We start from the raw sequence: 26,477 nt of genomic DNA on the forward strand, positions 1-26,477 counted from the left end.
AGATCCCGACAGTCTGGCAGCATTACGATTAATAGAAAAAGAAGAAGATGTCTGGTAAACTTTATTAAAATATGAAGAAATTTAATACAGAAATAACAATTGATGCCACGGCTGCCGAACTGCAGCAGATTGGCATCACCATACCTGATTATTGCGGACAGGCCATGCGCGCCTGGGACTTTAATACGATGACTCCTAACGGGCCATGCGCCAAGGTATATCCGTATTATAGTGAAAATGATTACTTCGAAATCCCGATGCGCTATGTCCGGTTTGTCGACCTTACTATCGAAGAAGCGAGCTTTATTTATCCGGATGCCGTGGAAGCAAATATAACGATGATCTCCGGTCTGAGTGTTGAGAACCATATTCACCGCCTGGAGCGAACACACCTTCTGTCGAGCCATGCAAAAACAGTTTACCACGAAGTATTCGGCTTTCAGCTCCGGGCGATCCTGTCACAACAGGCGCACCGGTACCGGCTGATTGAAAACTTTGTCCAGGAACTTCAGGCTATGAATCTTCAACCTGTATGTGAAGACGAAGGCATCAGGCTGGAATACATTTTTAACGACAGTCTTCAGCCATGGGTCAGCAAACTACTGAATACATATATCGGATTTTGGCGGAGCATAGCGATCAAGGTGGACCATGACCGGCAGACCCGTATTGCCCGGTATTATATCAAGTATCAGCTGATCACCGGCAAGGACCTGACGGATGACGAGCTAATAAGGGCGGTGGAGTATGTGCAAAAGAAGATATAAGGGGCAAACCGCAAATTTGCGGAATGAACTATGGAGAATACGACGGAAAGAGACAAAGGTACCCAGGAAGTTGAAGAAAAAACTCAAGAGGATGTATGGACAAAGTGATTATCTCCGGATGAAGCGACTTGGCTGTTTCTCCAAACCATATATTCAATATAATGGATACCGAATACATCCGTTGTTGTATTTTGGAGGTGTCCGCCGGCGTTATTTATGTGATCTACTTGAAAACAGCAATGCGATTCTTGTACCTGAAGGAGGACAATGGGAGGTGAAGCCAATCAAATATACTCCGGAAAAATGGAATTTTAAGGAATTCCCCGATAAGTTTAAAAAGTATTTTGAGTCAATGATGGCGTTCGATCCTGCCCTAGAACAGAATTATTTCAAGTATATTCATGAAACAGGAATGCCTACAACAATTCCAGATTGGTTACATCATCTATGGATGGAGAGCAATACAAAAAGAGATAACACCGAGCATGATCCGGAAGCCCCATCTATATAGTTTTGAGACAATGATCTGAAGTCATAAACAGAGAAATCTGCCAGCTCCCGACAATACCAGTCGGGAGCTTTTTCTATTATATCTATATCCTGAATTTATTTTTACATGAACTTCATTCAAAAGAACGATGTTTTATGAACGAAGTTTAAACCATAAAAAGACATATCTGAATAATCTCTGAGCGATGTTTTCCGACGGGTATAAATGAAGTTTGAACGAAGTTTTTTAATAAAGCTGAACGAAGTTTGAGCGATGTTTAATCTTAAAACATCATTCAAAAAGAACGAAGTAAGGATAAGTCAATAATTTTTTAAAATTGATAATATAATATACTATATTTGCAGAAATGAAAAATATATCTAAATATGAAAGTATTTGTTTTCATACAGCAACGTCCATTAAAGGTTAGTACATACACGTCTCTTACCGCACTCTATGAAGCCAACAAATCAATTCTCGGCATCTCAAAATCCACGCTGGATAAATGGCAATTCGATTCTTATAACTATGTCAATAGCCGCTACGTAATTGCAAAAACAGAATCACAATCAACCGGAGATGTACGCAATACATGAACTTAAATAAATAACTTCGTTTATTTTGAACGAAGCCAGCAGTAATAATCATATCAGATATTTATCCAGTCGAGCAAAGCGAAATTAAAGGGCTATTTCCGCTCTTTTACACACCATCCGAACAACTGTACCGAACCTGACATGTAAATCAACAGAGCAAGCCGGAAACGGGTAAAAACACAACACTTACACAAAGTCATTATCCCACTAAATATTTCTTTTAAAAATAATCTAAAAAAATAATTCCCCCCATCTCTCCTCTTTCGACTTGAAAAGGAGGATAGAGGAGGTATGTCTTAGTCTTATTCTATATAATAATGTGTAAAAACCATAACCTAAACCTTGTGTACAACCAAAAGGTCATCCCGAATATAAATTATAACATCGATTATTTTGAACGAAGTTAAAAAAAGCAATTTATCTTGAAAATACCAGCTATTTTCCAGCGTATTATAATGCTTGAAAACTTACAATTTTAAGTAAAGTGAACGAAGTTGTACGGGTAAATTATAACTTTAATCAAGGGATGCCGAGTTAGCCAGCCGACATAGTTAGGCTAGGGTATACTTGGTATTATTTAAAACCATATTTGACAATATAATAGCATATATTATCAAAAATAATTATTATAAATAATACTGATGATTCTGAAAATTATCTTCAAAGTTAAACTTCGTTTTTTTTGAACGAAGTTACTGAACGAAGTTTTAAAGTCTACAAATCGATTTCACAATCAACGCAATTCACACGTAATCAGCATTATTACGAAATTTATTGTTTCACCATTATTTTATAATGAAAGAAGTTGTTGAATGAAGTTGAACGAAGTTTTTCAACCGAATTAGGTGACGTCTGAACGAAGTTTAATTATCAATCAAAAACTCCCAGTTGAACTGTGCCAGTACTTTTACATTAGCATTCCATATCACTGACCAATCACGGTCGATGTATATATCTGTTACCTTCATATCTTTATCCGGTGCATGGTTCAATCCCTCATGTACTGTATATTTATCGATGCCTACAGCTGATGAACGAGCAATGGTCGCCCAGGAATGCCGGGCCGCATAAAACTCCAGATCATCGACACCGATCTGTTTGCCTATTCTTTTCAGGCCTTTATTGATTGCTGCATTGAAAATCATATGATTTGTGTAATGTCTGTAGAAGCGGAATAGTTTTTTATCATCGTTATATTTATTGATCAACTTTGTAATACAATCCTCGATTCTCACCCGCATCTCTGCCCCGTCATCACGACGCCCCTCTGTTTTCTCTCGGTTATAAGTTATTATATTTTTTTTAGGTAATCCGCAATAAAACATATCAGCGCTATTCATCCCTATCAAGGCAAAAGAAAGTAAAAAGCAATCCTTTGCCAGATTGAACCGGTTTGTCCTACCGCCTATTATTTCCTTTTCATATGGAAGATCTATTATCTGCTGTATCAATGTAACCGGCAAGGCCCGCTTACGTGTTTTCGGTTGTGATTTTAACTTATAATTTTTGAAAGGCGAAAAAGGAATATTTATTAAGCCTCGATCTTCGTCATTATATTCTTCCTTTGCTTTATTATGTATCGCACGCACACAAGCTAGGTATTTAGATACAGCCCGGCCTCCTTTAGCCTCCAGATCCTTCTTGGTTTTCTTCCTATTATTTCCGCGCTGCGAAGGTTCTGTAGCAATAAACTGTTCGAATTCCCGAAGGAAGTTTGTATTTATTTCGGAAATATCCAGACTATCTCGTTTTATAAACCTTAATAGAGCAGATAACATATTTAGGTAAGTATCACCAGTACCCTTTTTCATTTTTGCTGCTCTTTCTTTTGTATACTGTATAAAGTCCAGATAAAACTTATCGCCACCCTGCAGATGTTTTTTTATTTTAGAGACTAGTTCATCTATAGGTATGTCGAACAATTCAAATCCCAGATTATTACAAGCTTCACGACACTTCTTTATGAGGTCATCACATTTTTCTACTATATTTACATTTTTAATTTTTAAACTCCGGGTGAGATCGTCATCAGTTATATACAGATTCGTAGATATCCGACGTACCTCGCGGTTATGGGTAACACGTATTCTTATATTGTATGTTCCGTCTGCTCGTTTATTTTGAACTTCTGCTTTAAATGTAGCCATAATCACGTAAATTATATGTCAACAATTGCAAGCAAATGTAGTTAAAAGTAGATACAAGTAAGCCAATTTTATGATTATAATTTTTTATATGAGAACTCGTAAAATAACAAAACGCCTAAAAACTAATGTTTTAGACGTTCTTTTTAAAGTGGTGCCACCAGGAATCGAACCGGGGACACAAGGATTTTCAGTCCTTTGCTCTACCAACTGAGCTATGGCACCAATGTTTGTAGTTTTGTAGTCTTGCGTTTGCGTGTGCAAAGATAGGATATATTTTACATTTACCAAAAATATCGTATAAAATATTTCAATATAAAGAATCCGAGGAAACAAAATAAAACATAACAATTTTATTATAAGATTTTTACGCAAAAACAATTAGTTTATCTCGTACTATCCCCTCTCCCATTTATCGTTTTCTTAACTAATATTAGCTCCTAATTTCTTTAAAAAAGTGACAAAAGTAACAGTTTCTACCATATTTATGGAAATACTACTTCTCCTCCCCTATCGAGTCCCAACCTTGAGCCTTTAGTTCAATTTCAGTTCCGTCACGGGTTTCCATTACAAGGCCTAAACCCTCTTTTGTTATATGTCCGATGATATGGACACCTTTTATCTTCGATACTTTATCATGCAAATACAAAGGTACCGTAAAGAGTAATTCGTAGTCTTCTCCTCCATTCAGAGCCACTGTCGTCACATTCATATTAAATTGCTCCGCCATCATAGCCGTCTGATAATCTATCGGGACACGTTCTTCATAAATATGGCACCCAACCTTACTTTGTTTACATATATGCTTCAACTCGGAAGACAAGCCATCCGATATATCGATCATCGATGTCGGCACGATAGCTTCTTCTGCCAGAAACTTTACAATATCTTTACGGGCTTCGGGTTTCAACTGACGTTCGAGTAAATACTCTTTCCCTGTAAAATCAGGCTGAAAGTCTTTTTCTCCACCGCCATACACAGCCTTTTCCCGCTCTAATAACTGAAGCCCCATAAAAGCAGCGCCTAAATCACCGGAAACACAGATCAAATCTGTCTCTTTCGCACCATTGCGATAGGATATTCTACTCTCTTCCCCTTCACCAATGCAAGTAATACTGATTGCCAGACCGGTAAGTGATGCAGATGTATCCCCACCTACCAAGTCTACGCCATATTCTTCACAAGCTAAACTAAGTCCTTCATAGAATGTTTCCATATCTTCTACCGAAAAACGTTTTGATAAACCTAACGAAACTGTCATCTGTTTAGGCTGACCGTTCATAGCATAAATATCAGAAAAATTGACAATAGCCGACTTATATCCAAGATGTTTCAATGGCACATACATCAGGTCGAAATGAATACCTTCAAGTAAGAGATCAGTAGTTACCAATGTCTTTTTATTGCCATAAGACAAAACTGCGGCGTCATCCCCTACCCCTTTCTCAGAGCTGGTATTCTTAAGTTCAATATTTTTTGTCAGGTGATCGATAAGACCAAATTCACCCAAGCTTGCTATTTCTGTTCGTTTCATTCCTTCAGATTTTGAATAATATACAAAGGTAGATATATAAAAGGTAACAAAGGTAACAACATTTTCATTTTTTATATTCTGTTACTTTTGAGTCTTCCATCTATTATCTGAAAGACAAGATATCTTCATATATCCAATGCTCAGATCCACCTCAGCATTTCTAAAAAAGTAACAAAAGTAACACTTGTTACACATTTGCTTCATTGCTATTTTTTATAACTCCTTGCAATTAAAAAAGCGATTAATTAAGATATCATATACTATATAGATAAAATATCTTGCTCATTATCAATTTTTTTTTGAATTATATATTGAAGTCGTCCAGACCTTTTATTATCATATCTTTTTGTCATGCTGACGATAGGAAGCATCTCGTTTTTCGAGAGATATTTGGCTACACTTCGCTCCGCCGATTTTGACTCCGTCGATTTTCAATTCAATTCACTCTGTTCAAAATGACAAAGAGGATATTTGTTTCATAATGTTATCAGATTCAAAAAGTCTAGACGCCTTCATTAAAAAATAATGGCATTATAAGCAAATAGTATTGTTTATAATATTATCTTTGTAAGAAATGTACGGTAACCGAAGAATGCCTTAAGATGCCTAAAAGTCTGTCTCTATTTATTATTTTTATCTGCTTGCTTGCAGGATTTTCGTCATGCAGCGACGACGAAAACACCGAAGAACTTAAAGTTAGCCTGACCTCAGCCAAACTGAAGCTCGCCGAAAACCAAGTTATTGAAATTATCAGTGGGAATGGTGAATACACGATTGTATCTGATAATAAAGATATTGTTGATGCTACAATCGAAGCTGGCAATATATACTTATCTCCTAAAAAACTAGGATCTGCAAAGCTAACCTTAAAAGATAAGCTCAATAAGGAGATAGTGATTGATATCACAGTCATAGACCGTTACCTTATACTTTTCACAAATCTGCGGGAAGCTATTGTTGTCGCTAACAGTGACAGAAAAGAAGAGATAGCAGACGATATATTGAAAAATGCTTTCCTGCCTAAAGCTTATGCCTACAAATTGATTGCTAATCAAGAGAAGGAGTTTTCCGTTCACCAAAATAGCAGCACTTCAACTGTAGCAAAAGGAACCTATTCATTCAATACCGATAATGGTCTCTATTATATGAAACTCTATTATGATAATAATGAGTTTATATATGAGATCTCTTCTGAGGGCGATGCAGCAATGTTCTATCAATATTTCAATAGAGGAATAGGATACAACAAAACATCTGTTCCTGTGCAAAGACACATAAAACTGACTGAAGACCTGACTCAAAAATATAAAGAAAAATACCCTGATGCCGGAATAGAGTCTACCAAAATAGAAATAATAGCAACAATACACGAAAGGATATCTGCACTGGAGTAATAACTTCATTTTTTCCACATACTTCTTCATGGGTTGCCATAGTTTTTATGGCAGCCCTCTTTTTTGATAAAAAATATCTATATTTACCATCGCAAAATAGTATTCATGCATGGAAAGGGATAAAAAAGAAAGGAGATCGCGGCGCACCAACATCGTTTTGGAGAAAGATATTATGGAGGCTGCAAAGTCAGTGATAGAAGAAGAAGGTTTTGCAAAAACTACACTTTCGGCTATAATACAGAAAGCAAATATAGAACCGAATGTCTTTTACAAACGGTTCGAAAACCTGGAAAACCTATTCGAGCAGTTCACCCGGAAACATGATTACTGGATAAGCGATATTATGGATATGCAATCCGAAAAAGACGATTATATGGAATATTCATATAACCTCATGGCCGGAGTTGTAGAATCGTTATACGACAACAAGAGTATGCAGCAAATACTTATCTGGGATATCTCGGTGGATAATCCCATCACACGGGAATCTGCTATGGCCAGAGAAACAACCTCACAAAAGCTCATAGACAAATACAACGATATATTTAAAAATTCGGGCTTCAACTTCGACGTATTCAGTGCACTTGTTATCGGAGGTATTTATTACCTTGTTCTCCGGCGTCACCGGGGTTCCTTTTGCGGAGTGGATTTTTCTACCGAGGAAGGACGGGAGAAGCTGCTGAATACAATAAAAAGCCTTATCATAAAAATATACAATTCATTGGAGGAAGATATGAAGGTAGCTAAGATAGTTTCCAATATGAAGGAGGAAGGTCTAGACAATCAGACAATTGCGAAATATACAGGGTTAACTTCTGATGAAATATCAAGAATCGCTAAGTAACTCCTAAATATTAATCTTACCTTTGGCGACTTAATTTTACATTCTTCAATTCGGTTTATAATGAAAACAACTACCCAGACCGGAACGGCCTTCACCATCCTTTCGCTTTTGGCAGTATGTCACATGCTCAACGATATGCTCCAGTCTATCATTTCAGCGGTATACCCTTTACTGAAAGATTCACTGTTGCTGAATTTTACACAGATAGGACTGATAACATTAGTATTTCAGCTATCATCATCTTTGTTTCAGCCCGTTGTTGGCCTCATCACTGATAAGAAACCACAGCCCTATTCCCTGCCCATCGGTATGACATTTACCATGATAGGAATACTGTCCCTGTCGCTTGCCAACGATTTCATACATGTACTGATTGCCGTATTCCTCACCGGACTCGGCTCTTCTATATTCCATCCCGAAGCTTCCCGGCTTGCCTATATGGCTTCGGGCGGAAAACACGGGCTGGCGCAATCCCTGTTTCAGGTAGGAGGAAATTTCGGTTCATCTGTAGGCCCTTTACTGGCATTGTGGATAATAACTCCATACGGACAACGGAATATCGGGTGGCTATCTATCATCGCGCTTGTTTCTATCGGGGTAATGCTTGTTATCAGCAAATGGTACAAAGCCAACCTGTACAGGCTGAAACCCACACCTAAAACAGATGGAAGCACTCCGGAAAAAACTTCCGGCTATTCTACCCGGAAAGTAGCCTTTGCCATCTCTATACTACTCATACTTATCTTCTCCAAATATGTATATATGGCAAGCCTCAGCAGCTATTATATGTTTTACCTGATAGACAAATTCAGTGTATCGGTCCATGATGCACAGCTATACCTGTTTGCATTCTTGTTTGCCGTGGCACTGGGTACTATCATAGGAGGGCCTGTAGGCGACCGCATCGGACGTAAATATGTAATCTGGGCATCTATCCTCGGCACTGCGCCGTTCGCCCTTATTATGCCGCATGTAGGCCTTATGTGGACATGTATATTAAGTATCTTTATCGGATTGATATTATCCTCGGCCTTCTCAGCTATTCTGGTCTATGCGCAGGAACTTGTTCCAGGTAAAGTGGGCCTGATAGGCGGCCTGTTCTTTGGGCTGGCATTCGGTATTGCGGGAGTAGCGTCTGCCATACTGGGCAAGGTAGCTGACGAAACAAGCATACAGCATGTATATGATATTTGTGCATACCTGCCGTTGATAGGATTAGTCGCAGCTTTTTTGCCTAATACAAAAAAAACGGAAAAAGCCTAGAGCGAGTTTAAATTTTATAACTTATACAAGCAGACCTCTTAATACTTGAGATTCTTGAACAAAGTTCGAGCTTCCCTAGCCTTATTGAGATAAGCAAGCAACATATCGCGGTCGAAATAAGCCGATGACTGAGGGGTATAAATAAGCTCAAATAATGAAAGTAGTTCCTTGTCTGTAAACTGGTCGAGTATGATATTGAATTCGACCTCATCTCCCAGTTCGAAATATAGCAGGGCTAAACGTTGCTTCACCGCCAGATTGGTAGGATCGAGTTCGAGCAGCTTCTCTGTATAAAAAGCAGCCTGCTGATAATCTTCTTCCTTTATATATACCATAGCCAGTCTATCCAGTAACTGGAAGTTTTCTTTATTCTGGGAGTAAATACTTAGGTAATAAAGTTCGGCTTCTTTATACTCCTCACGCAGAAACTCAACCTCTCCGGCAACCATATTCAGATCCAGCGAATAAGGATTATCCTTTAATCCCGTTTCAACTATTGCCAATGTCTTCTGATAATCTCCCTTTCCCAGATAAAGGTAAGCCCGTTTGGATAGTAATTCGGTGGTCTCACCCTCTATATCTTCATATTTCTGTAAGCAGGCCAATGCTTCATCATACATTTCCAACGATTCATAGCATTCTGCAAGCAGGAAATGGATGGAAGTATCATCCGGATCGGAAAGCAACAAGTCGTTGAATATCTCGATAGCCTCCCCTACTCTGTCTACCAGAGACAAACAGTGAGCCTTCAATTTCAGTACATTGCTATCTGCATCATTAATAGTAAGCGCAAAATCGAAAGCATCGATAGCCTTTTCGAATTGCTCCTTCAGAGAGTATAGTTTTCCGAGGCTTACCCAGGCTTCGTAGGTGTATGGTTCTATATCGAGTATCTTATTTGTAGCATCTATGGCTGCCTCAAAGTCTCCCAGCATCTCATGGGCATAAGCCAGGTCAGACAGCACTTCTATATTTTCTGGATTGTACTTCAGGCTTTCCTGCAGATACAACACGGCTTCTTTAAAACAATCGGCCTCTACGTGAAGAAATCCGAGTTCGGCAAGCATATTATCCAGCGGTTCGTCTTCTTCTTTCTCGAGCAACTCCTCCGACAGCGCAAAGGCATCCTGATACTGCTCCAGTTGCAAATAACACTCGATCTTTAACAGATAAAGGTCAAAATCATATTCGGATGAAGAATCCAGAAGCTCCAGAGCCAACTCGTATTCACCATCATAAACAGCCAGCTTTGCCTTCTTTATAAGCAAAGGAGTATTGCCCGGATGTATAGCCAGTCCGGCATTTATTATTTCGCGGGCGGTATCCAGTTCCTCTATAGAATCGAAGTATTCGGCCAGATCGCTGAATTCGTCCGCATCGAAATAGGGGTTTTTACCCGATTCATGGGCTTGCTGATATCGTTTTACAAGTGATGATATATCTTTATCCGGCATTCGGTGTTGTTTTAATCTTAAAAGGTTACAAAGGTAACACTATATCAGTTAGTAGCCAACAGCTTTGGCTTCTATACTCAAAAGGAAACATTAGGGACGACTATTAAATCAGAACATCCTCTTCTCCGTATATGTTTCAAATATAATTTCAAATTCTTTCTGAGTGATAATATCCTTTTCTTTAAGATATTTCAATCTGTTCAAAAGGTCTTCTTTCGTGATATCCTCATTCATATCTATATATCTGTCCAATTGATATTTCTTTGCAGTTTTCACTACTTCATCTATAAACTCGGTCACTTCCTTTTCGTCTGGTTTGTTGCGATAAAAAGAAATATTACGATAACCTTCAAGTATCACATCATCCTGCATCGGATGCAAAAGTCCAAGAATTGCAACTATCCAGAAACCTCCGCATGCAATTACTGTCGATTTCATATCTAACGTTTCGGGATTATTGATAATAAAATACATCGCAATAATAAAAAAGGGCGCAACGATAAAGAAATACCAGATAAGCTTTGCAAATATATTACTATCTGCCTGATAACTCTTTTTAAAACCGATTTCTTCAATCGGTATCTCGTAACGGTTCAGCTTTCCTCCCTCTTTTGTTTCTACTTCAATACGATTTGGGTGCAGCCTGAACTTGCGGTAATCCAAAACTTTCCGTTGATAAAATTCTTTCATATTATCTTCTTACAAGTATAACAGCATCTTCTGAAAAACGATTGCGCCCCTTACGTTAATTATCATTATTAAACGTAAAGAACGCAATCTTAAATATAGATAAAGTTTTTTATTTATCTTTTGCTTTTGCCCACGAATCTTTAAGCGATACGGTACGGTTGAATACCATATTGTTATCAGTAGTATCTTTGTCTACACAGAAATAGCCTGTACGCTGAAACTGGAACTTATCTCCCACTTTGGCCTCTTTCAGATATGATTCCATCTTGCACCCTGTAAGAACACGAAGCGAATCGGGGTTCAGCAGTTCGGTCAGATCCCGTCCATCATCGGCCGGATTCTCTACTATGAACAAACGATCATAAAGACGTACTTCGGCATCGAAACAATCTTCGGTAGATACCCAATGGATAGTCCCTTTCACTTTTCGTCCGCTCTCGGGCATACCACTTTTGGTCTGTGGATCGTATTCGGCATATACCTCTGTCACATTTCCGTCTTCATCTTTCTTACAGCCTGTGCATTTTACTATATATGCATTTTTGAGGCGAACCTCATTGCCCGGTGTCAGGCGGAAATACTTTTTAGGAGCATCTTCCATAAAATCGTCCCTTTCGATAAACAATTCACGGGAGAAGAGTATATTATGGCTTCCTGCCGTTTCATCCTCCGGATTGTTTTGAGCATCCATTACTTCGGTCTGCCCCTCAGGATAATTTGTTATAACCAGTTTCACAGGGTCTAGTACAGCCGATACGCGGGTCGATTTTTTATTCAGGTCTTCACGTACCGCATATTCCAAAAGGCTTATATCGTTTATCCCGTCGTATTTGGTATAGCCTATACGGTCTATCAGGTTGTGAATAGACTCGGGAGTGTATCCCCTGCGACGGAATCCGACAAGAGTAGGCATGCGCGGGTCGTCCCAGCCGGTAAGTATTTTTTCTTCCACCATACGTCTCAGATTACGTTTACTAAGCAGGGTATAGGTAAACTGCAACTTGTTGAATTCATACTGACGCGGGCGGTATGTATCGGTAGCAAGCTGATCGATAAACCAGTCGTATAGGGGACGGTGTACCTCAAACTCAAGGGTACAGATAGAATGCGTCACCCCTTCGAAATAGTCACATTGCCCATGTGCGAAATCGTACATCGGATAGGCCTGCCATGTGGTTCCCGTACGGTGATGCGGGTGCTTGATGATACGATATATGATGGGGTCACGAAAATGCATATTCGACGAGGCCATATCTATCTTGGCACGAAGCACCATACTCCCCTCCTCGAATACTCCTTCATTCATCTTGTGGAACAAATCGAGGCTTTCTTCGATAGGGCGGTCACGATAAGGGCTGTTAACTCCCGGTTGCGTAGGGGTCCCCTTCTGTCTGGCTATTTCTTCCGCCGATTGTTCGTCAATATAGGCTTTGCCTTCTTTTATCAGTTGTACGGCAAAATCCCATAATTTACCAAAATAGTCGGATGCATAGTAAACATTAGGCCATTCGTAACCCAGCCATTTTATATCCTCCATAATGGAATCTACATACTCCACATCTTCCTTTACAGGATTGGTATCATCGAAACGAAGGTTGCAAACGCCTCCATATTCTTTGGCAATGCCGAAATCTATACAGATGGCTTTTGCATGACCAATATGCAGATAACCGTTCGGTTCGGGTGGGAAACGGGTCTGGACACGGCCGTCGTTTTTACCTGTAGCCAAGTCGTTTTCCACTGCCGCCTCTATAAAATTGAGGCTCTTTTTCGGTTCTTCTGCATTTAATATATTCTCAGACATACAGTTAGATATATGTTAATTTTATTATTATCAATTGTTTTGAACTTCACCATGCATATAGGTATTGTATGCACTTTGAAACTCGTCATATTTTTCTGTTCCTTTATAACGGGATAAAATCTCCTGCGATTCTTTATATGCCCTTTCGGCTTCTTCCAAATCACCTTCTTTTACATATTCTATCGATTCTTTATTCAATTGAGCCGCTTTCTTGGCATCGCTGTCCAGAGAGGAGCAGGCTGTGAATAAAATAACGAGAGAGATAAAAGTCAGTAAAAATGCAAGTTTCATATAAAAAATAAATTAGGGTACAAAGATAATTCTTTAGTAATAAGTTAGAAGTAATAAACAGTAAGTTTTTTAGACATTGTGTCAGGATCAGAAAAAAATGAGAGATATTTAGAACCTGACGAATATTTTTCTATGAGTATTAATCAGTTTTCTTGCATAGATGTAACAATGCGCTGTCGGATACCTTTATCCTCACAGGCAATGTGAAAGAAGCTGGTGAATATTAACTAAAATACTGTCACCCAGATATTAAGTATTACAGATAGGATGCCATCTTTATTGAAACTGACATTTCCTATTAAGCAAATACCGGCTTATATATTGATCGTTAAACAAGGAAAGATTATTGCCAAATGGGAGCATATAGGAGAGGAACAGTAAATTGAATTAGATAGAATATTGAGAAACCGATAAGAAATAGAAAAAAGGGATATTCATATTCTTATAAACTTTATCTCATCGTATTCACTTTATCTCCTATTTTGTATCTTTACTGCTTAATTAAAAACACAACATAAGAGATGAAAGGGAAAATACTTGTAACGGGAGGAGCCGGATATATTGGCTCGCACACTGTTGTAGAACTGCAAAATGCAGGGTATTCGGTTGTTATAATAGACAACTTATCCAATTCTACAGCCGACTCCATTGACGGAATAGAACGGATCACAGGCATCAGGCCTGTTTTTGAAAAACTGGATTGTAACGACCTCGAAGGGCTGAAAAAACTATTTACTACTCATCCCGACATCAAAGGAATCATCCATTTTGCAGCAAGTAAAGCTGTAGGTGAATCGGTACAAAAACCATTACTTTATTACAGGAATAACCTGAATTCCCTTATTAATCTGCTCGATCTTATGCCACAGTTTGGCGTTAAGAATATCGTTTTCTCATCGTCTTGTACTGTATACGGAGAACCGGATGTGAACCCTATTGATGAAACTGCCCCTGTAAAACCGGCAGAATCGCCATACGGAAACACAAAACAAATCAATGAGGAAATAATCAAGGATTTTGTTCGTTCAGGAGCCGATATCAAAAGTATCATCCTGCGCTACTTCAACCCGATAGGCGCCCACCCTTCTGCCGAAATAGGCGAATTGCCGAATGGTGTTCCTCAAAATCTTGTTCCTTATATCACACAGACAGCTATCGGTGTACGCCAGCAAATGAGCGTATTCGGAGACGATTACAATACACCTGACGGTTCTTGTATCCGCGATTTTATCAATGTGGTAGACCTTGCCAAAGCGCATGTAATAGCTATCGACCGTATGTTGGGAGAGAAATCGGAAGAGAAAGTAGAAATTTTCAATCTGGGAACAGGCCGTGGAGTTTCTGTTCTTGAACTTATCAATGTATTTGAAAAAGTGTCGGGAGTAAAGCTTAACTATAAAATTGTAGGACGCCGCGAGGGGGATATAGAAAAAATATGGGCCGAACCTAAACATGCTAATACAGTACTTGGATGGACTGCAAAAGAAAACATTGAGAATACAATGGATTCGGCATGGAAATGGCAATTAAAGCTGAGAGAGAAAGGGATTATGTAAATATTCTATCTCCTTATCATACTGAACGGAGTGAAGTATCTTTTTTACGGGGATATTTCACTCCGTTGAACATAATACAAATCTCTCTTTCATTTATTATTACATTCGTTTTGTATAACTTAATTCTAAAAAACAAATACTATGAGAAAGATCTTATCAATTGTGTGCTTACTATTCTTTTTTGTAATAAACATATTAGCACAAGACCAGACTATAGAAGGTAATTTAATTACATCAGGAGACATTAATGTAGGTAATAATGTACCAAATAAATGGGGAATCGGTGCTAAAATACATTTAAGAGGTACCACTTTAAGTAATGATCCTATATGGATAGCTAAATATACACCCAAACAAGAAACAACGGATTTAAGGATTAACGTTGGGGATGGATATTCAGTCGAAGACCGCTTGGTTATTGGTACTACTGAATGGAATACAGCTATATTTCAGGAATGGTTTGTTGTAAGAATGGATGGAAATGTAGGTATCGGAACTGCTCAACCAACTTCAACTCTCGATGTGAATGGCCGAATTAAAAGCAGCTCTCTTGATGTTAGCCAATTAATTCGCGCCAAGGAAGTAAAAATTCAAATACCAGACTGGAGTGACTTTGTCTTTGCCCCTGATTATAATCTTCCCAGCCTCACAGAAGTAGAACAACATATCAAAGAAAAGCAACATTTACCGGATATTCCATCAGAAAAAGAAGTAAAGGAAAATGGTATTGATTTGGGAGTAATGCAGGCCAAGCTTTTACAAAAAATAGAAGAATTGACTTTATATGTCATCGAACAAGATAAGAAAATAGTAGAATTACAGCAAAAATTAGACGAATTGAAAAAAGATTGAATATAACAAGCGGAGTGAAGTATCTTTTTTATGGGGATATTTCACTCCGTTTAGGATGTCAGAAATATTTACTCCACCGGAATATATATTTCCGTTTTCAATTTATCAGGCGCGGTACTTTCCGGATTATTCACATATTTCTCAAATAAAGGGGCATTCCGTACCTGATATCCACCTTCCGGAATCCATTTCCCGTAAATAGTATCATAAACACTGCCTAACTGGTCGTAAGGTCCCTGATAATGAAATACCGCATACTTCCCTCCCTCTATTTCTTTAACACCTATTTCTCCTTTTGCTACAGCCGGTTTATGTATTACAAGGCATATATCTGTCCGTAGTTTATGCGATTCGGTCACTTTAGGATCATCATAATAAAAACAAATATGCTCTATGCCTGCCGAAAACAGTTTGTTCTCTTTTACAAACTGCCAGAGACGTTTCCATGTACCGGGAAAATCGAGGGAAGAATACTCCCCGAATAGCCGGATATAAATAGCTTGTTTAGCTTCTACCTCCTGTATTTTCGGAGCTTTGAGATTCAGGTTCTCATTAATTAGTAATGGTTTCATAATAGTGTAACTTTTATTGTTTCTATAATCTGTAGGTGAAATATTATAGAACTGCCGGAAAACCTTGGTCAGCGAAGAAGGTGTGGCATATCCTACATTGTAGGCAATATCCTGTACAGGAAGCTCTGTGTACCTCAACAGCCGGGCTGCAGTCTCGACCCGTATACGTACAACAAAAGCGCCTATCGGTTCACCTACAATAGCTCTGAATATACGATGGAAATGGTATACTGAAAAGTTGGAAACTTCGGCCAGTTTATTCAGATCCATTTCTTCATCCAGATTGCTACCGATATACTCGATAACGGTATTGATACGTTTGGCATATTCTTCTCTGGTAATTGTTTTCTGTTCCATAGTCTATAAATGTTTCGGTACAAAATTATGCACCATTCATTTTATTATCTTTTCCAATCTTGCTAACTTACGGAATGGATATATTCTGGTAAATGAGTAATTAGATCACTTAGCAAATATATTTTGTTAGATCATAATTTCCAATATTCCATTTCATTTTCATTATATACAAAGTATTTGTGTAAAACTCTCTTTATTAATCTTTTTTGTTAAATAGAATTATTTATTTAATTTTAGAACGTCTTAGAACATCCATTAATTTATTAAATCAATTAATATTATGAGAATTATTAGAAATTCTATTGTGCTGCTTATCGGTCTGATAAGTAGTGTAAGCATGTTCGCACAACTTCCTGTATCCTTTGGTGTAAAAGCCGGAATGAATTTATCGGAGATACAAAAAATAGATGACAATGTTAAGGTAGGCTTCAATATTGGTCTAACTGCAGAGCTTGCATTGCCAAGTAGTTTTTACCTGATGTCGGGTTTGGAGTTTACAACCAAAGGAGCTAAAGGTAAAGAGGTGAATGTCGTACTCCCTGCCGGAAGTAATCCTATGACAAGTAAAATTACATATAATGCTATGTACCTTCAGCTACCTATACATGTAGGATATAAACTGGATCTGGTACCCGGTACTAAACTCATATTCCGTGCAGGACCGTATCTGGCTTACGGCGTAGGAGGAAAAATAAAATGGGACGTAGAAGGTATTGAAGATCAGGATATCTTTAATGATGACAGTAACCGTTTCGATTTTGGAATAGGTGGAGCTGTAGGCGTCGAATTCTTAAATAAGATAAGCGTTAGCCTGGGTGCTGATCAGGGTTTAACAAAAATATTTAAAGATACCAGTACAAAGAACCGGAGCGCATATATCAGCGTAGGATATAAATTCTGATAGAATTCTGTAAACTTATATAAAAAATAACAGGGGGTTCAAATTGAACCCCCTGTTATTTTCTAATTTATCTTCTTTATTACTTCCTGCATAATATATGCCATCTTCGGCTGGGCTATTTTAGCAGCTTCCTGCACATCTTCGTGTGTTACCTCCACTATCTTCCCTATCACACCCAGATCGGTGATTATAGAGAATGCCAGCACCTTCATTTTGGCATGATTGGCTACAATAACCTCCGGTACGGTGGACATACCTACGGCGTCGCCGCCTATAATGCGAAACCAGTTATATTCGGCCGGGGTTTCGAATGTCGGGCCCTGAGTCCCTACATAAACCCCATGTTGCAGTTTTATGTTGTTTTCTTTGGCTATCTGCATAGCTAACAAACGAAGTTCCTTGTTGTATGCATCGCTCATATCGGGGAAACGTACGCCGAGTTCTTTATAATTCTTTCCACGCAGCGGATGTTCGGGAAAAGTATTGATATGATCGTCGATAAGCATAATATCACCTATGTCGAAGCTGCCGTTCATTCCACCGGCTGCATTGGATACAAAAAGATATTTAATACCCAGTGCCTGAAATACCCGGATAGGAAATGTTACTTCCTGCATGCTATAGCCTTCGTAATAATGAAAGCGGCCCTGCATGGCTATTACATCTTTACCTCCGAGTTTACCAAAAATAAGTTTACCACTGTGCCCTTCTACTGTAGAAACAGGGAAGTTCGGTATGTTTTCGTATGGGATATCTTTTTTGTCACTTATCTCGTGTACCAGTTCGCCAAGTCCTGTACCCAGTATGATTGCGATATTGGGAATAGTCTGTACTCTACTTCTTATAAAGCCTGCGGTTTCCTGAATTTTCTCTAACATGTTTATATATTTTTTCTTTAAAATCGTCCTCTTTATCTAAGAATGTGACTTCGATAGGCAAAAAGTACATATACCTTTTTACATCTTCATCTATATTTTCATTCAATACAAGGCGTGTAGCGTCTTTTTCTGTCACCAGAATAATCTTATTTTCAGATGGTATCCCTGCAAATTTATTAATAATATACTGGATGTCTTTTGCTTTGAAACTATAATGATCAGGGTAAGTTATGGTATCTACTTTATCTGTATATTCCTCCAGTTTCTTTAATATCATCTTCGGTGAGGCTATTCCGGTAGCCAGTAAAATATGCTTATCTTTCAGGATATCTAACGGTTGCTCGACGGCAAAATCCTTAAATACGGGTTGTAATTGTTTATAAGCAAATTGTGTAAAATATAATCCCTGATAGGGAAAAGCGTTTATATCGTGCGAAATAATACGGTAGTCGATTGGCTGCATATCACCGGGACATTTAGTTACGATTATCATATTCGCATTTACAAGAGCCGATGCAGGCTCCCTCAATCGTCCGGCAGGAAGCATTTCATCTTCATATACAGGACGGTTAAAATCGGATAAGATAATAGTATAAGAAGGTTTTACATACCTGTGCTGAAAAGCATCATCCAACAAAATCACTTCGGGAGGGTTTTCCAATGCCAGCATTTCTTTAATACCTCTTCTCCTGTTACCATCGACTGCAACTATAGCATCCGGAAATTTTTGTTTTATCTGAAACGATTCATCACCCAAATCACGGCTGTCAGAATCTTCTGTAGCCAGCACAAAGCCTTTCGATTTTCGTTTATATCCGCGACTGAGCACTCCTACTCTGTATTTTTGCTGCAACAGGCGTACAAGATATTCGGTATGGGGAGTTTTTCCCGTTCCTCCTACTGTGACATTGCCTATGCAGATAACAGGAATATCAAATTCTTCGTGTTTGAGTATTCCCCAGTCGAAAAATTTGTTGCGTATAAATACAATCAGTCTGTACAACCATGAAAACGGCAGCAACCATTTGTTGATATGTACAGGCTGATTCTTTATCATTTTTTTAGCCCCTCCAACCTCCCCAAAGGGAGGCTATAGAGAGAGTATATATTTTTTACTTAATATCTATATCGTAAGGCATACGTGCCTGGATAAAGTCCTGCTCTTTTATTTCCTTGATTGTTTTGAACAGTTGATAGTCACTACCAAGATACTCTTTCATAGCCCGTGTGGTCAGTTCTTCTTTCTGATCGCTAAGGAAGGATTCAAAGAAATCCCTTTTCTTAGGAAAACTGTTTAAAGAATAATCTTCGAGGTTTGCCAGTTTTGCTGCTTCTTCAATAGCTTTGTCTATACCTCCCAATTCGTCTACCAAACCTATTTTTACAGCCTGGTTACCTGTCCATACACGTCCCTGTGCAATAGAATCGAGGGAATTTTTAGCAATACCACGACCGTCCGAACAACGAGTAAGGAACAGATCGTATCCGCGCTCTATATAATTTTGAAGTATAGCCTTTTCATCATCACGCATCGGACGTGTGAGATCGCCAAAATCGGCGTGTTTATTTGTCTTCACATTATCAAATGTCAGACCTACCTTCTTGGTAAGGCCTTCTACATTCGGGAACATACCGAATATACCGATAGAACCTGTCAATGTATTTGGCTGGGCTATAATTTTGGAAGCATTACATGAGATATAATATCCTCCCGAAGCCGCATAATCTCCCATAGATACTACTACAGGTTTCTTCTCTTTCAGGTCGGTAACAGCTTTCCAAATCTGCTCAGAAGCATAAGCGCTACCTCCGGGAGAATTTACACGGAATACAACAGCTTTTACTTTGTCGTTGTCTTTCAGTTTTTCCAGTTCTTTTACAAAGCGTTTGCTTGTAATACCATCCGTACCCGAACCATCTGTTATAGAACCTTCAGCATATAATACAGCTATGATATCTTTCGATTTGCTTTTGTTTTCGAACGGTACGGTAGTCATATCCTTCACCGAAGCCAGACGCACGTCTTTAGCCTTTTCTACTCCTGTGAGCAATGTTTTCAGATATTCCCTTACTCCCGTTTCATACATCAGTGTATCCACCAGACCATCCTGCACACATACTTCAGATTTTTTGAAAAGGGCAAGTGAATCTGTAATTACATTTAATTTTTCTACAGAGATATCTCTCGAAGCCGATATTTCACTTGTGATGGTCGACCACATATCACCTATATAAGAAGATACCTGCTCACGATTGGCATCACTCATTTTATCAAGCATAAAGGGTTCTACCGCGGATTTGAATGTACCTACTTTGAATATCTGCATCTCTATACCTATTTTATCCAGCAATCCTTTGTAAAACATAGGTGAAGCTGAAAGCCCGTGCAAATCGAGATGACCTTCCGGATTCATTATTAATTTATCAGCTACAGACGAAAGATAGTAACAACCCTGTGTATATACATCACTGTATGCAACAATAAATTTTCCGCTTTCTTTGAAATCTACCAACTGATCTCTTATCTCTTTAAGAGAAGCACCGGATGCGGAAAAAGCACCCGCATTTATATATATACCTTTTATATTATCATTTTCCTTTGCCTTTTTTATAGACGAAACAATATCATCAAGTCCAAGTTGTGGTTCGCTATTTTGATTCAGCATAGCGAGTAAAGGATTTTCTTCTTCTACCCTTTCAGACAATATGCCTTCGAGTTTCAATGTCAACACTGTATTATCTTTCAATGTATAACTCTCTTTGGCCGACATTGCTGCCAAAACAATAAAAAATATAAGGAAACAAATTCCTAATACTATCGAACAGCCTAAAATAGAGGCTAATAAACTTTTAAAAAACTCTTTCATCTCGTAGTTTTTATATTTAAATAAGTAACAAAATTATATATTTATCTGGTAATATGCTATTTAAAATCTATAAATCATTAAAATTTATAATTATTGATTGTATGTTGATAACCTGTTGATAACTGTTGATATATTTTTTATTTAAAAATCATGGTTTATTGGAACTAATCATCATATATGAAATAAGTCGCAAATAACAATTAAAAATCACATCAATTTATTAGGACACATTTCAAAGGATTATTAACAGTGATAAACAAAACAAGAACAAATTATTTTTCAACAAATATAGTTATCAACATTGTTTTAATAAAGTTCACAATACGCTATATACAAATAATTTGCCTAATTTTATACCGGTTAATAACTCACAATCTTATGCAAACAGATTTTTAATAATGAAATATGCAAGCTTTTTCTAAAAAAACAATGAACACAATTAACAGCCTATAATGACCAATATGATTTTTTTTAAAGTTTTAAACAAAAAGAATAATATTAATATAATTTGATAATAACTCCGTAATCCGAAAAATATAGAGATACAACAAGAATATATGAATAAAGGAAAATTTTTCAGAATTATTTTAGCCTTGTCAATAATATTGAATATTGCGACAGTAGCTTATATCGGTATCAACTATTATATAAACAGAAAAAACGGCAATATTTTTAAATTGAATGCTTATGCTTGGGCCAACAGCCAGTTGGAAGACCCCGAACCGGGTGAAAACCGGGTAGTATTTATAGGTAATTCCATTACTGAAAACTGGGTACACCTGAGATATAAGTTTTTTAAGGACAACAATTATACCTGCCGTGGCATTGGCGGGCAGACCAGTCCCCTGCTTTTGCTTCGTTTCCGTCGGGATGTCATAGAACTTAAACCCAACGTAGTGGTTATAAATGCAGGCATAAACGATATAGCCGAGAATACGGGTGAATATGATTCTGTATTCACAATGGATAATATAAAATCCATGGCGCAACTGGCACAAATAAACGGGATAAAGGTTATACTGACATCTGTACTGCCTTCGAGCGGATATGGATGGAAAGGGCATATAAGGAATATTACGCAGAAAATAAAAGACCTGAATGTAGAAATAAAGGCTTATGCCGAAGAAAACGACTATGGATATGTAGATTACTATACTGCTATGGTGAATGATGAAGACAGAGGAATGAAAGAAGGGTATAGTTTCGATAGCCAACATCCAAGCGAAAAAGGCTATTCGGTTATGGAACCTCTAATACAGAAAGCTATTAATGATGTATTGAATCAAAAATGAAAACGATATGAAAAGAGCATTTTTATTATTTTCCTTACTGGCGAGTATGACGGTTGCCGGATTTTCTCAACAGTTCGATCCGTCGAAACTGTCCGTCGGAGGTAATTTCAGTTTACAGTTTGGTGACTATACTGTTGTGGGTATTTCCCCGCAGGTAGGATATGATTTTTCCAAATATCTCACTGCAGGAGCAGGTTTCGGATATACTTATTTTAAAGATAAGCATTATGATTATAAATGGAATAACAGTTATCTGAGTTTCGATGTATTCGGACGTTTTTATCCTGTCGAATATCTGGTTATCAGTGTACAACCTGAGATCAGCCGTATGTGGCAGAATATAAAATATAATGACGGTATGGAATTCAGTGAAAGTAAATTTGTACCTTCGTTCCTCATTGGTGGAGGTGTGCGCCTTGGCGGTATGATGGCCATGATACAATACGATGTGGTGCAGGATAAAAATTCACCTTATGGAGATAATATATTTTATAGTGTGGGATATACATTCAGATTTTAAGCTCATATTTAGTAAGTAAAACACCTAAATATAGATATATCATTAAATCCTTTTAAATCACTTATATATAATAAAACTTAAATTAATCATGAAGAAACTTATTTTAATGGCTTCGTTTTTTTCTCTGTTCAGCCTGTTTTCTAACGCCCAGAATTTTAATGAATTGATAAATTTGAAAAGGTATGCTAAAGCTAATAGCGAATTAGCTGCACCTGCTAAAGGTGAAAACAGAGTTGTATTCATAGGTAATTCTATTACCGACGGATGGGCGTCTCAGCGTCCCGATTTTTTCAAATCCAATAATTATGTGGGTAGGGGAATAGGTGGTCAGACCAGTCCGCAACTTTTATCCCGTTTCCGTCAGGATGTTATTAACCTGAAGCCTGCGGCTGTTGTAATTAATATAGGTACAAATGATGTGGCTGGAAATACAGGGCCTTACGATGCTGATTTTACACTCGGTAATATAAAATCAATGGCAGAACTGGCGAATGCCAATGGAATAAAGGTTATCCTGTCATCAGTAACTCCGGCAGGAGAATATCCATGGAGAAAAGAGATTAAGGAAGTACCTCTTAAAATTGCTGCATTGAATGCCGGTATTAAGGAATATGCCTCATCTAATGGATTTGCTTATATAGATTACTACACTCTCCTGAAAGATGAAAACAGAGCTATGATCGCCGAATACACTACCGATGGTGTACACCTTACAAAAGAAGGTTATGCTGTAATGGAAAAGGCAGCAAAGACTGTGATAGATGAAGTACTGAAATAGTTTGGATATATAATATGAATGAGCCTTTTAATTATAAGATTAAGAGGCTTTTTTATGTAATAAAGTTTAAGATTAACAATATTAAAAGCGATAAATAAAAAAATAGTAACTTTGTACCCAAAATAATTTAAAACTGAATAATGGCATTACAATGTGGTATAGTAGGCCTTCCGAATGTAGGAAAATCTACTCTTTTCAATTGCTTGTCGAATGCGAAGGCACAATCGGCAAATTTTCCGTTCTGTACTATCGAACCGAATGTAGGTGTTATTACCGTACCTGATGAAAGGTTGAACAAACTTTCGGAACTGGTAAAACCTAACCGTATAGTGCCTACTACTGTCGAAATAGTGGATATAGCAGGTCTTGTAAAAGGTGCGAGCAAAGGAGAAGGATTAGGGAATAAGTTCCTTGCCAATATCCGCGAAACAGATGCCATATTGCATGTTCTTCGTTGCTTCGATGATGATAATATTACACATGTAGATGGTAGTGTAAATCCTGTTCGTGATAAGGAGATTATAGATATAGAGTTGCAATTAAAGGACTTGGAAACTATCCAATCCCGTATACAAAAAGTAGAAAAGCAAGCTAAAACAGGAGGTGACAAGGATGCTAAACGTGCTTATGATATCCTATTACAGTTTAAAGAAGCCTTGGAACAAGGCAAATCTGCCCGCACAGTAAAATTCGATAACAAAGAAGATGAAAAAATAGCCCGGGAAGTTTATTTGCTTACCTACAAGCCTGTACTCTATGTATGTAATGTAGACGAAGCCAGTGCTGTATCGGGTAATAAATATGTGGAGCAAGTACGTGAATCGGTGAAAGACGAAGATGCTGAAATACTGATTGTAGCTGCAAAGATAGAATCGGAAATAGCTGAATTTGAATCATATGAAGAGCGTGAAATGTTCCTTTCCGAAATAGGGTTGCAAGAATCCGGAGTGGCACGCCTTATTAAGTCGGCTTATAAATTATTAGGCTTACAGACATATTTCACAGCCGGAGTTCAGGAAGTACGTGCATGGACATTTACAGCAGGATGGAAAGCTCCTCAATGTGCAGGCGTAATACATACCGATTTTGAAAAAGGATTTATCCGTGCAGAGGTAATTAAGTATAACGATTTTATTACTCTGGGTTCCGAAGCTGCAGTAAAAGAAGCCGGAAAGATGAATGTGGAAGGTAAAGAATACATCGTTCAGGACGGAGATATAATGCATTTCCGATTTAATGTGTAAAAGATAACCTTAAGGTTATGATAATAAACTATGATTCTCCAGGTCAGTTATGCAACAGAATATGGTCATTGTTACCCTCTATTGCTTACGGGCTCGAATATAAAGAGAAAGTCCTTGCGATAAATCTCGATAAGTATTCGGTAGACTTTGAGAATCTGAATAGTAATAAATATATCCGGTTTGCTTCCCGGAAACTTGTCCAAAGATTCCTTTTATCTATGAAAGCGAGAGGATATATACAGAACGGAAAGCCTAATATTTTTTCGAAGCTGTTTAAGCTCAATCTGATAGAAGGTTGGTCGAATCGTTTGGGCAATGAACAATTAGTAATAAGACATTCCGATGAAATAAGGAAGATATTCACATTCAGGAGTGAAGTGACAGATACGGTAGACACTGTATTTTCAAAATTCAATGATACTATTATCATTGGTGTGCATATTCGCAGGGGCGATTATGCTGAATGGAATAATGGCATTTATTATTATACTGATGCAGAATATCTTCATGTAATGAAGAGCATAGAGAAGCAATTTGAAGATAAGGGAAAGAATATAAAATTCCTGTTATGCTCGAATGAAAAAATTGATCTTCAGTATTTCAAAGAATTGGATTGCTTTATAATACCAGATTCGTCAGGTCCTAAAGATTTGTATGCTTTGTCGAAGTGTTTATATATAACAGGCCCGCCGAGTTCATATTCGCAGTGGGCTTCCTATTTAGGAAAGAAGCCTCTCAGGCTGATACTAAAAGCTAATGAAAACGTCTTATTATCCGAGTTTTCGCAGATTATAGCATTGAATAAATTAGAAAACGGAGACGTTATTAATATAGATTAAATAAACCTTAAAATAGCACATAATATGATTAGTCCAGCAGACAAAAAAGATTACCCGGTGCTGATAGCTGTATGGGAAAGTGCTGTAAAAGCTACTCATGATTTTCTGTCAGACGAAGATTTTGAATTTTATAAAAAACATATACCCATCTATTTTGAGCATGTGTCGTTATATAAATATAAAGATGACAAGGGTATTGTTAAAGCATTTCTTGGAGTGGCGGACAATAGCATCGAAATGTTATTTGTAGATAATGAAAGCCGCGGATCAGGTATAGGCAAGATATTACTGGACTATGCCGTAAATAAGCTGAATGCCAGAAATGTAGATGTAAATGAACAGAATAAGCAGGCCTTAGATTTCTATTATCATTTTGGTTTTAAAGAAGTAAGCCGCGACGAATATGATGGCGAAGGAAAAGGTTATCCTATCTTGCATTTAGTTAAGCCGGAAGAATAATAAAGAGAAAAAATTAGTTTACTTTGTACATCATTTGTTTACTTATAAATGGATGTTGCATATATAAAAAATAATAAAAAGGTCTGGGACC

The 26,477-nt window shown here is 37.7% G+C and carries 25 protein-coding genes and 1 tRNA gene; 15 read left to right on the plus strand and 11 right to left on the minus strand.

What is annotated here, in order from left to right; all coding sequences use genetic code 11:
- The first annotated feature begins 71 nt into the window (after positions 1 to 71).
- The 3 genes from QZL88_RS10315 (at position 72) to QZL88_RS10325 (ending at position 1,853) form a co-directional block, all read left to right on the plus strand.
- Positions 72 to 767: a hypothetical protein gene (locus QZL88_RS10315; protein ID WP_296940846.1), complete on the plus strand. Its 696-nt coding sequence runs from the start codon at positions 72 to 74 to the stop codon at positions 765 to 767.
- Positions 748 to 1,278: a hypothetical protein gene (locus QZL88_RS10320; protein ID WP_296940848.1), complete on the plus strand. Its 531-nt coding sequence runs from the start codon at positions 748 to 750 to the stop codon at positions 1,276 to 1,278. The genes QZL88_RS10315 and QZL88_RS10320 overlap by 20 nt, the downstream gene beginning before the upstream one ends.
- 365 nt (positions 1,279 to 1,643) lie before the next feature.
- Complete coding sequence (locus QZL88_RS10325; protein ID WP_296940851.1) at positions 1,644 to 1,853, plus strand: hypothetical protein; 210 nt, start codon at positions 1,644 to 1,646, stop codon at positions 1,851 to 1,853.
- Between the two features lie 863 nt (positions 1,854 to 2,716).
- On the opposite strand, the gene QZL88_RS10330 is transcribed toward QZL88_RS10325, so the two are convergent.
- The 3 genes from QZL88_RS10330 to thiL form a co-directional block, all read right to left on the minus strand.
- A complete protein-coding gene (locus tag QZL88_RS10330) occupies positions 2,717 to 4,000 on the minus strand; it encodes a phage integrase SAM-like domain-containing protein (RefSeq protein ID WP_296940853.1) in 1,284 nt (427 codons plus the stop codon).
- A gap of 149 nt (positions 4,001 to 4,149) precedes the next feature.
- Positions 4,150 to 4,222: transfer RNA gene (locus QZL88_RS10335), tRNA-Phe, on the minus strand.
- 271 nt (positions 4,223 to 4,493) lie between these two features.
- Positions 4,494 to 5,531: a thiamine-phosphate kinase gene (gene thiL, locus QZL88_RS10340; RefSeq protein ID WP_296940857.1), complete on the minus strand. Its 1,038-nt coding sequence runs from the start codon at positions 5,529 to 5,531 to the stop codon at positions 4,494 to 4,496.
- A gap of 602 nt (positions 5,532 to 6,133) precedes the next feature.
- On the opposite strand from thiL, the gene QZL88_RS10345 reads away from it, so the two are divergent.
- The 3 genes from QZL88_RS10345 (at position 6,134) to QZL88_RS10355 (ending at position 9,032) form a co-directional block, all read left to right on the plus strand.
- A complete protein-coding gene (locus tag QZL88_RS10345; protein ID WP_296940860.1) occupies positions 6,134 to 6,925 on the plus strand; it encodes a hypothetical protein in 792 nt (263 codons plus the stop codon).
- A 109-nt stretch (positions 6,926 to 7,034) separates the two neighbouring features.
- Positions 7,035 to 7,769, plus strand: a complete 735-nt coding sequence (locus QZL88_RS10350) for a TetR/AcrR family transcriptional regulator (protein ID WP_296940862.1) — start codon at positions 7,035 to 7,037, stop codon at positions 7,767 to 7,769.
- A 60-nt stretch (positions 7,770 to 7,829) separates the two neighbouring features.
- Positions 7,830 to 9,032, plus strand: coding sequence for an MFS transporter (locus QZL88_RS10355; RefSeq protein WP_006800676.1), 1,203 nt, complete (start codon positions 7,830 to 7,832; stop codon positions 9,030 to 9,032).
- Positions 9,033 to 9,070: 38 nt separating this feature from the next.
- Here QZL88_RS10355 and QZL88_RS10360 read toward each other — a convergent pair whose 3' ends face one another.
- From QZL88_RS10360 to QZL88_RS10375, 4 genes are all read right to left on the minus strand, one after another.
- On the minus strand, positions 9,071 to 10,486 hold the full coding sequence (locus QZL88_RS10360) for a tetratricopeptide repeat protein (protein WP_296940868.1): 1,416 nt from the start codon (positions 10,484 to 10,486) through the stop codon (positions 9,071 to 9,073).
- A 108-nt stretch (positions 10,487 to 10,594) separates the two neighbouring features.
- Positions 10,595 to 11,176, minus strand: coding sequence for a hypothetical protein (locus QZL88_RS10365; protein ID WP_296940871.1), 582 nt, complete (start codon positions 11,174 to 11,176; stop codon positions 10,595 to 10,597).
- Between the two features lie 109 nt (positions 11,177 to 11,285).
- Positions 11,286 to 12,980 (minus strand): glutamine--tRNA ligase/YqeY domain fusion protein, encoded by a 1,695-nt coding sequence (locus QZL88_RS10370; protein ID WP_296940874.1) that lies wholly within the window; start codon positions 12,978 to 12,980, stop codon positions 11,286 to 11,288.
- Between the two features lie 30 nt (positions 12,981 to 13,010).
- Positions 13,011 to 13,271 carry a hypothetical protein gene (locus QZL88_RS10375; RefSeq protein ID WP_296940875.1) on the minus strand — a complete coding sequence of 87 codons (261 nt, stop codon included), beginning with the start codon at positions 13,269 to 13,271 and terminating at the stop codon, positions 13,011 to 13,013.
- Between the two features lie 521 nt (positions 13,272 to 13,792).
- Between QZL88_RS10375 and galE the strand changes: the two genes are divergently transcribed.
- Positions 13,793 to 14,827 (plus strand): UDP-glucose 4-epimerase GalE, encoded by a 1,035-nt coding sequence (gene galE, locus QZL88_RS10380; protein ID WP_296940877.1) that lies wholly within the window; start codon positions 13,793 to 13,795, stop codon positions 14,825 to 14,827.
- 141 nt (positions 14,828 to 14,968) lie between these two features.
- The gene (locus QZL88_RS10385; RefSeq protein WP_296940879.1) at positions 14,969 to 15,679 is read left to right on the plus strand and encodes a hypothetical protein; all 711 of its coding nucleotides are present in this window, start codon (positions 14,969 to 14,971) and stop codon (positions 15,677 to 15,679) included.
- A 68-nt stretch (positions 15,680 to 15,747) separates the two neighbouring features.
- Here the strand turns inward: QZL88_RS10385 and QZL88_RS10390 are convergent, their stop codons facing one another.
- Entirely contained in the window at positions 15,748 to 16,608 is an 861-nt protein-coding gene (locus QZL88_RS10390) for an AraC family transcriptional regulator (RefSeq protein WP_296940880.1), read from the minus strand.
- A 280-nt stretch (positions 16,609 to 16,888) separates the two neighbouring features.
- Between QZL88_RS10390 and QZL88_RS10395 the strand changes: the two genes are divergently transcribed.
- A complete protein-coding gene (locus QZL88_RS10395; RefSeq protein WP_296940881.1) occupies positions 16,889 to 17,509 on the plus strand; it encodes a porin family protein in 621 nt (206 codons plus the stop codon).
- Positions 17,510 to 17,571: 62 nt separating this feature from the next.
- Here the strand turns inward: QZL88_RS10395 and QZL88_RS10400 are convergent, their stop codons facing one another.
- The 3 genes from QZL88_RS10400 to sppA are packed head-to-tail and all read right to left on the minus strand — an operon-like array spanning position 17,572 to position 21,254.
- Positions 17,572 to 18,387, minus strand: a complete 816-nt coding sequence (locus tag QZL88_RS10400) for a purine-nucleoside phosphorylase (protein WP_296940884.1) — start codon at positions 18,385 to 18,387, stop codon at positions 17,572 to 17,574.
- Positions 18,344 to 19,441, minus strand: coding sequence for a tetraacyldisaccharide 4'-kinase (gene lpxK / locus QZL88_RS10405; RefSeq protein ID WP_296945045.1), 1,098 nt, complete (start codon positions 19,439 to 19,441; stop codon positions 18,344 to 18,346). Before lpxK ends, QZL88_RS10400 begins: the two co-directional genes overlap by 44 nt.
- 58 nt (positions 19,442 to 19,499) lie before the next feature.
- A complete protein-coding gene (gene sppA / locus QZL88_RS10410) occupies positions 19,500 to 21,254 on the minus strand; it encodes a signal peptide peptidase SppA (protein WP_296940886.1) in 1,755 nt (584 codons plus the stop codon).
- A 557-nt stretch (positions 21,255 to 21,811) separates the two neighbouring features.
- Between sppA and QZL88_RS10415 the strand changes: the two genes are divergently transcribed.
- The 6 genes from QZL88_RS10415 to QZL88_RS10440 all read left to right on the plus strand — a co-directional run bounded on the left by QZL88_RS10415 (position 21,812) and on the right by QZL88_RS10440 (position 26,386).
- Positions 21,812 to 22,546, plus strand: a complete 735-nt coding sequence (locus tag QZL88_RS10415) for a GDSL-type esterase/lipase family protein (RefSeq protein ID WP_296940888.1) — start codon at positions 21,812 to 21,814, stop codon at positions 22,544 to 22,546.
- 7 nt (positions 22,547 to 22,553) lie between these two features.
- Positions 22,554 to 23,066, plus strand: a complete 513-nt coding sequence (locus QZL88_RS10420) for a hypothetical protein (RefSeq protein WP_296940891.1) — start codon at positions 22,554 to 22,556, stop codon at positions 23,064 to 23,066.
- 88 nt (positions 23,067 to 23,154) lie between these two features.
- Entirely contained in the window at positions 23,155 to 23,844 is a 690-nt protein-coding gene (locus tag QZL88_RS10425) for an SGNH/GDSL hydrolase family protein (protein WP_296940894.1), read from the plus strand.
- A gap of 140 nt (positions 23,845 to 23,984) precedes the next feature.
- The gene (gene ychF, locus QZL88_RS10430) at positions 23,985 to 25,088 is read left to right on the plus strand and encodes a redox-regulated ATPase YchF (protein ID WP_296940896.1); all 1,104 of its coding nucleotides are present in this window, start codon (positions 23,985 to 23,987) and stop codon (positions 25,086 to 25,088) included.
- Positions 25,089 to 25,105: 17 nt separating this feature from the next.
- Complete coding sequence (locus QZL88_RS10435; protein WP_296940898.1) at positions 25,106 to 25,927, plus strand: alpha-1,2-fucosyltransferase; 822 nt, start codon at positions 25,106 to 25,108, stop codon at positions 25,925 to 25,927.
- A 24-nt stretch (positions 25,928 to 25,951) separates the two neighbouring features.
- Positions 25,952 to 26,386, plus strand: coding sequence for a GNAT family N-acetyltransferase (locus tag QZL88_RS10440; RefSeq protein WP_296940901.1), 435 nt, complete (start codon positions 25,952 to 25,954; stop codon positions 26,384 to 26,386).
- Positions 26,387 to 26,477 lie beyond the last annotated feature (91 nt).

Origin of the sequence: uncultured Dysgonomonas sp., from assembly GCF_900079725.1 — a bacterium.
Lineage (GTDB): Bacteria > Bacteroidota > Bacteroidia > Bacteroidales > Dysgonomonadaceae > Dysgonomonas.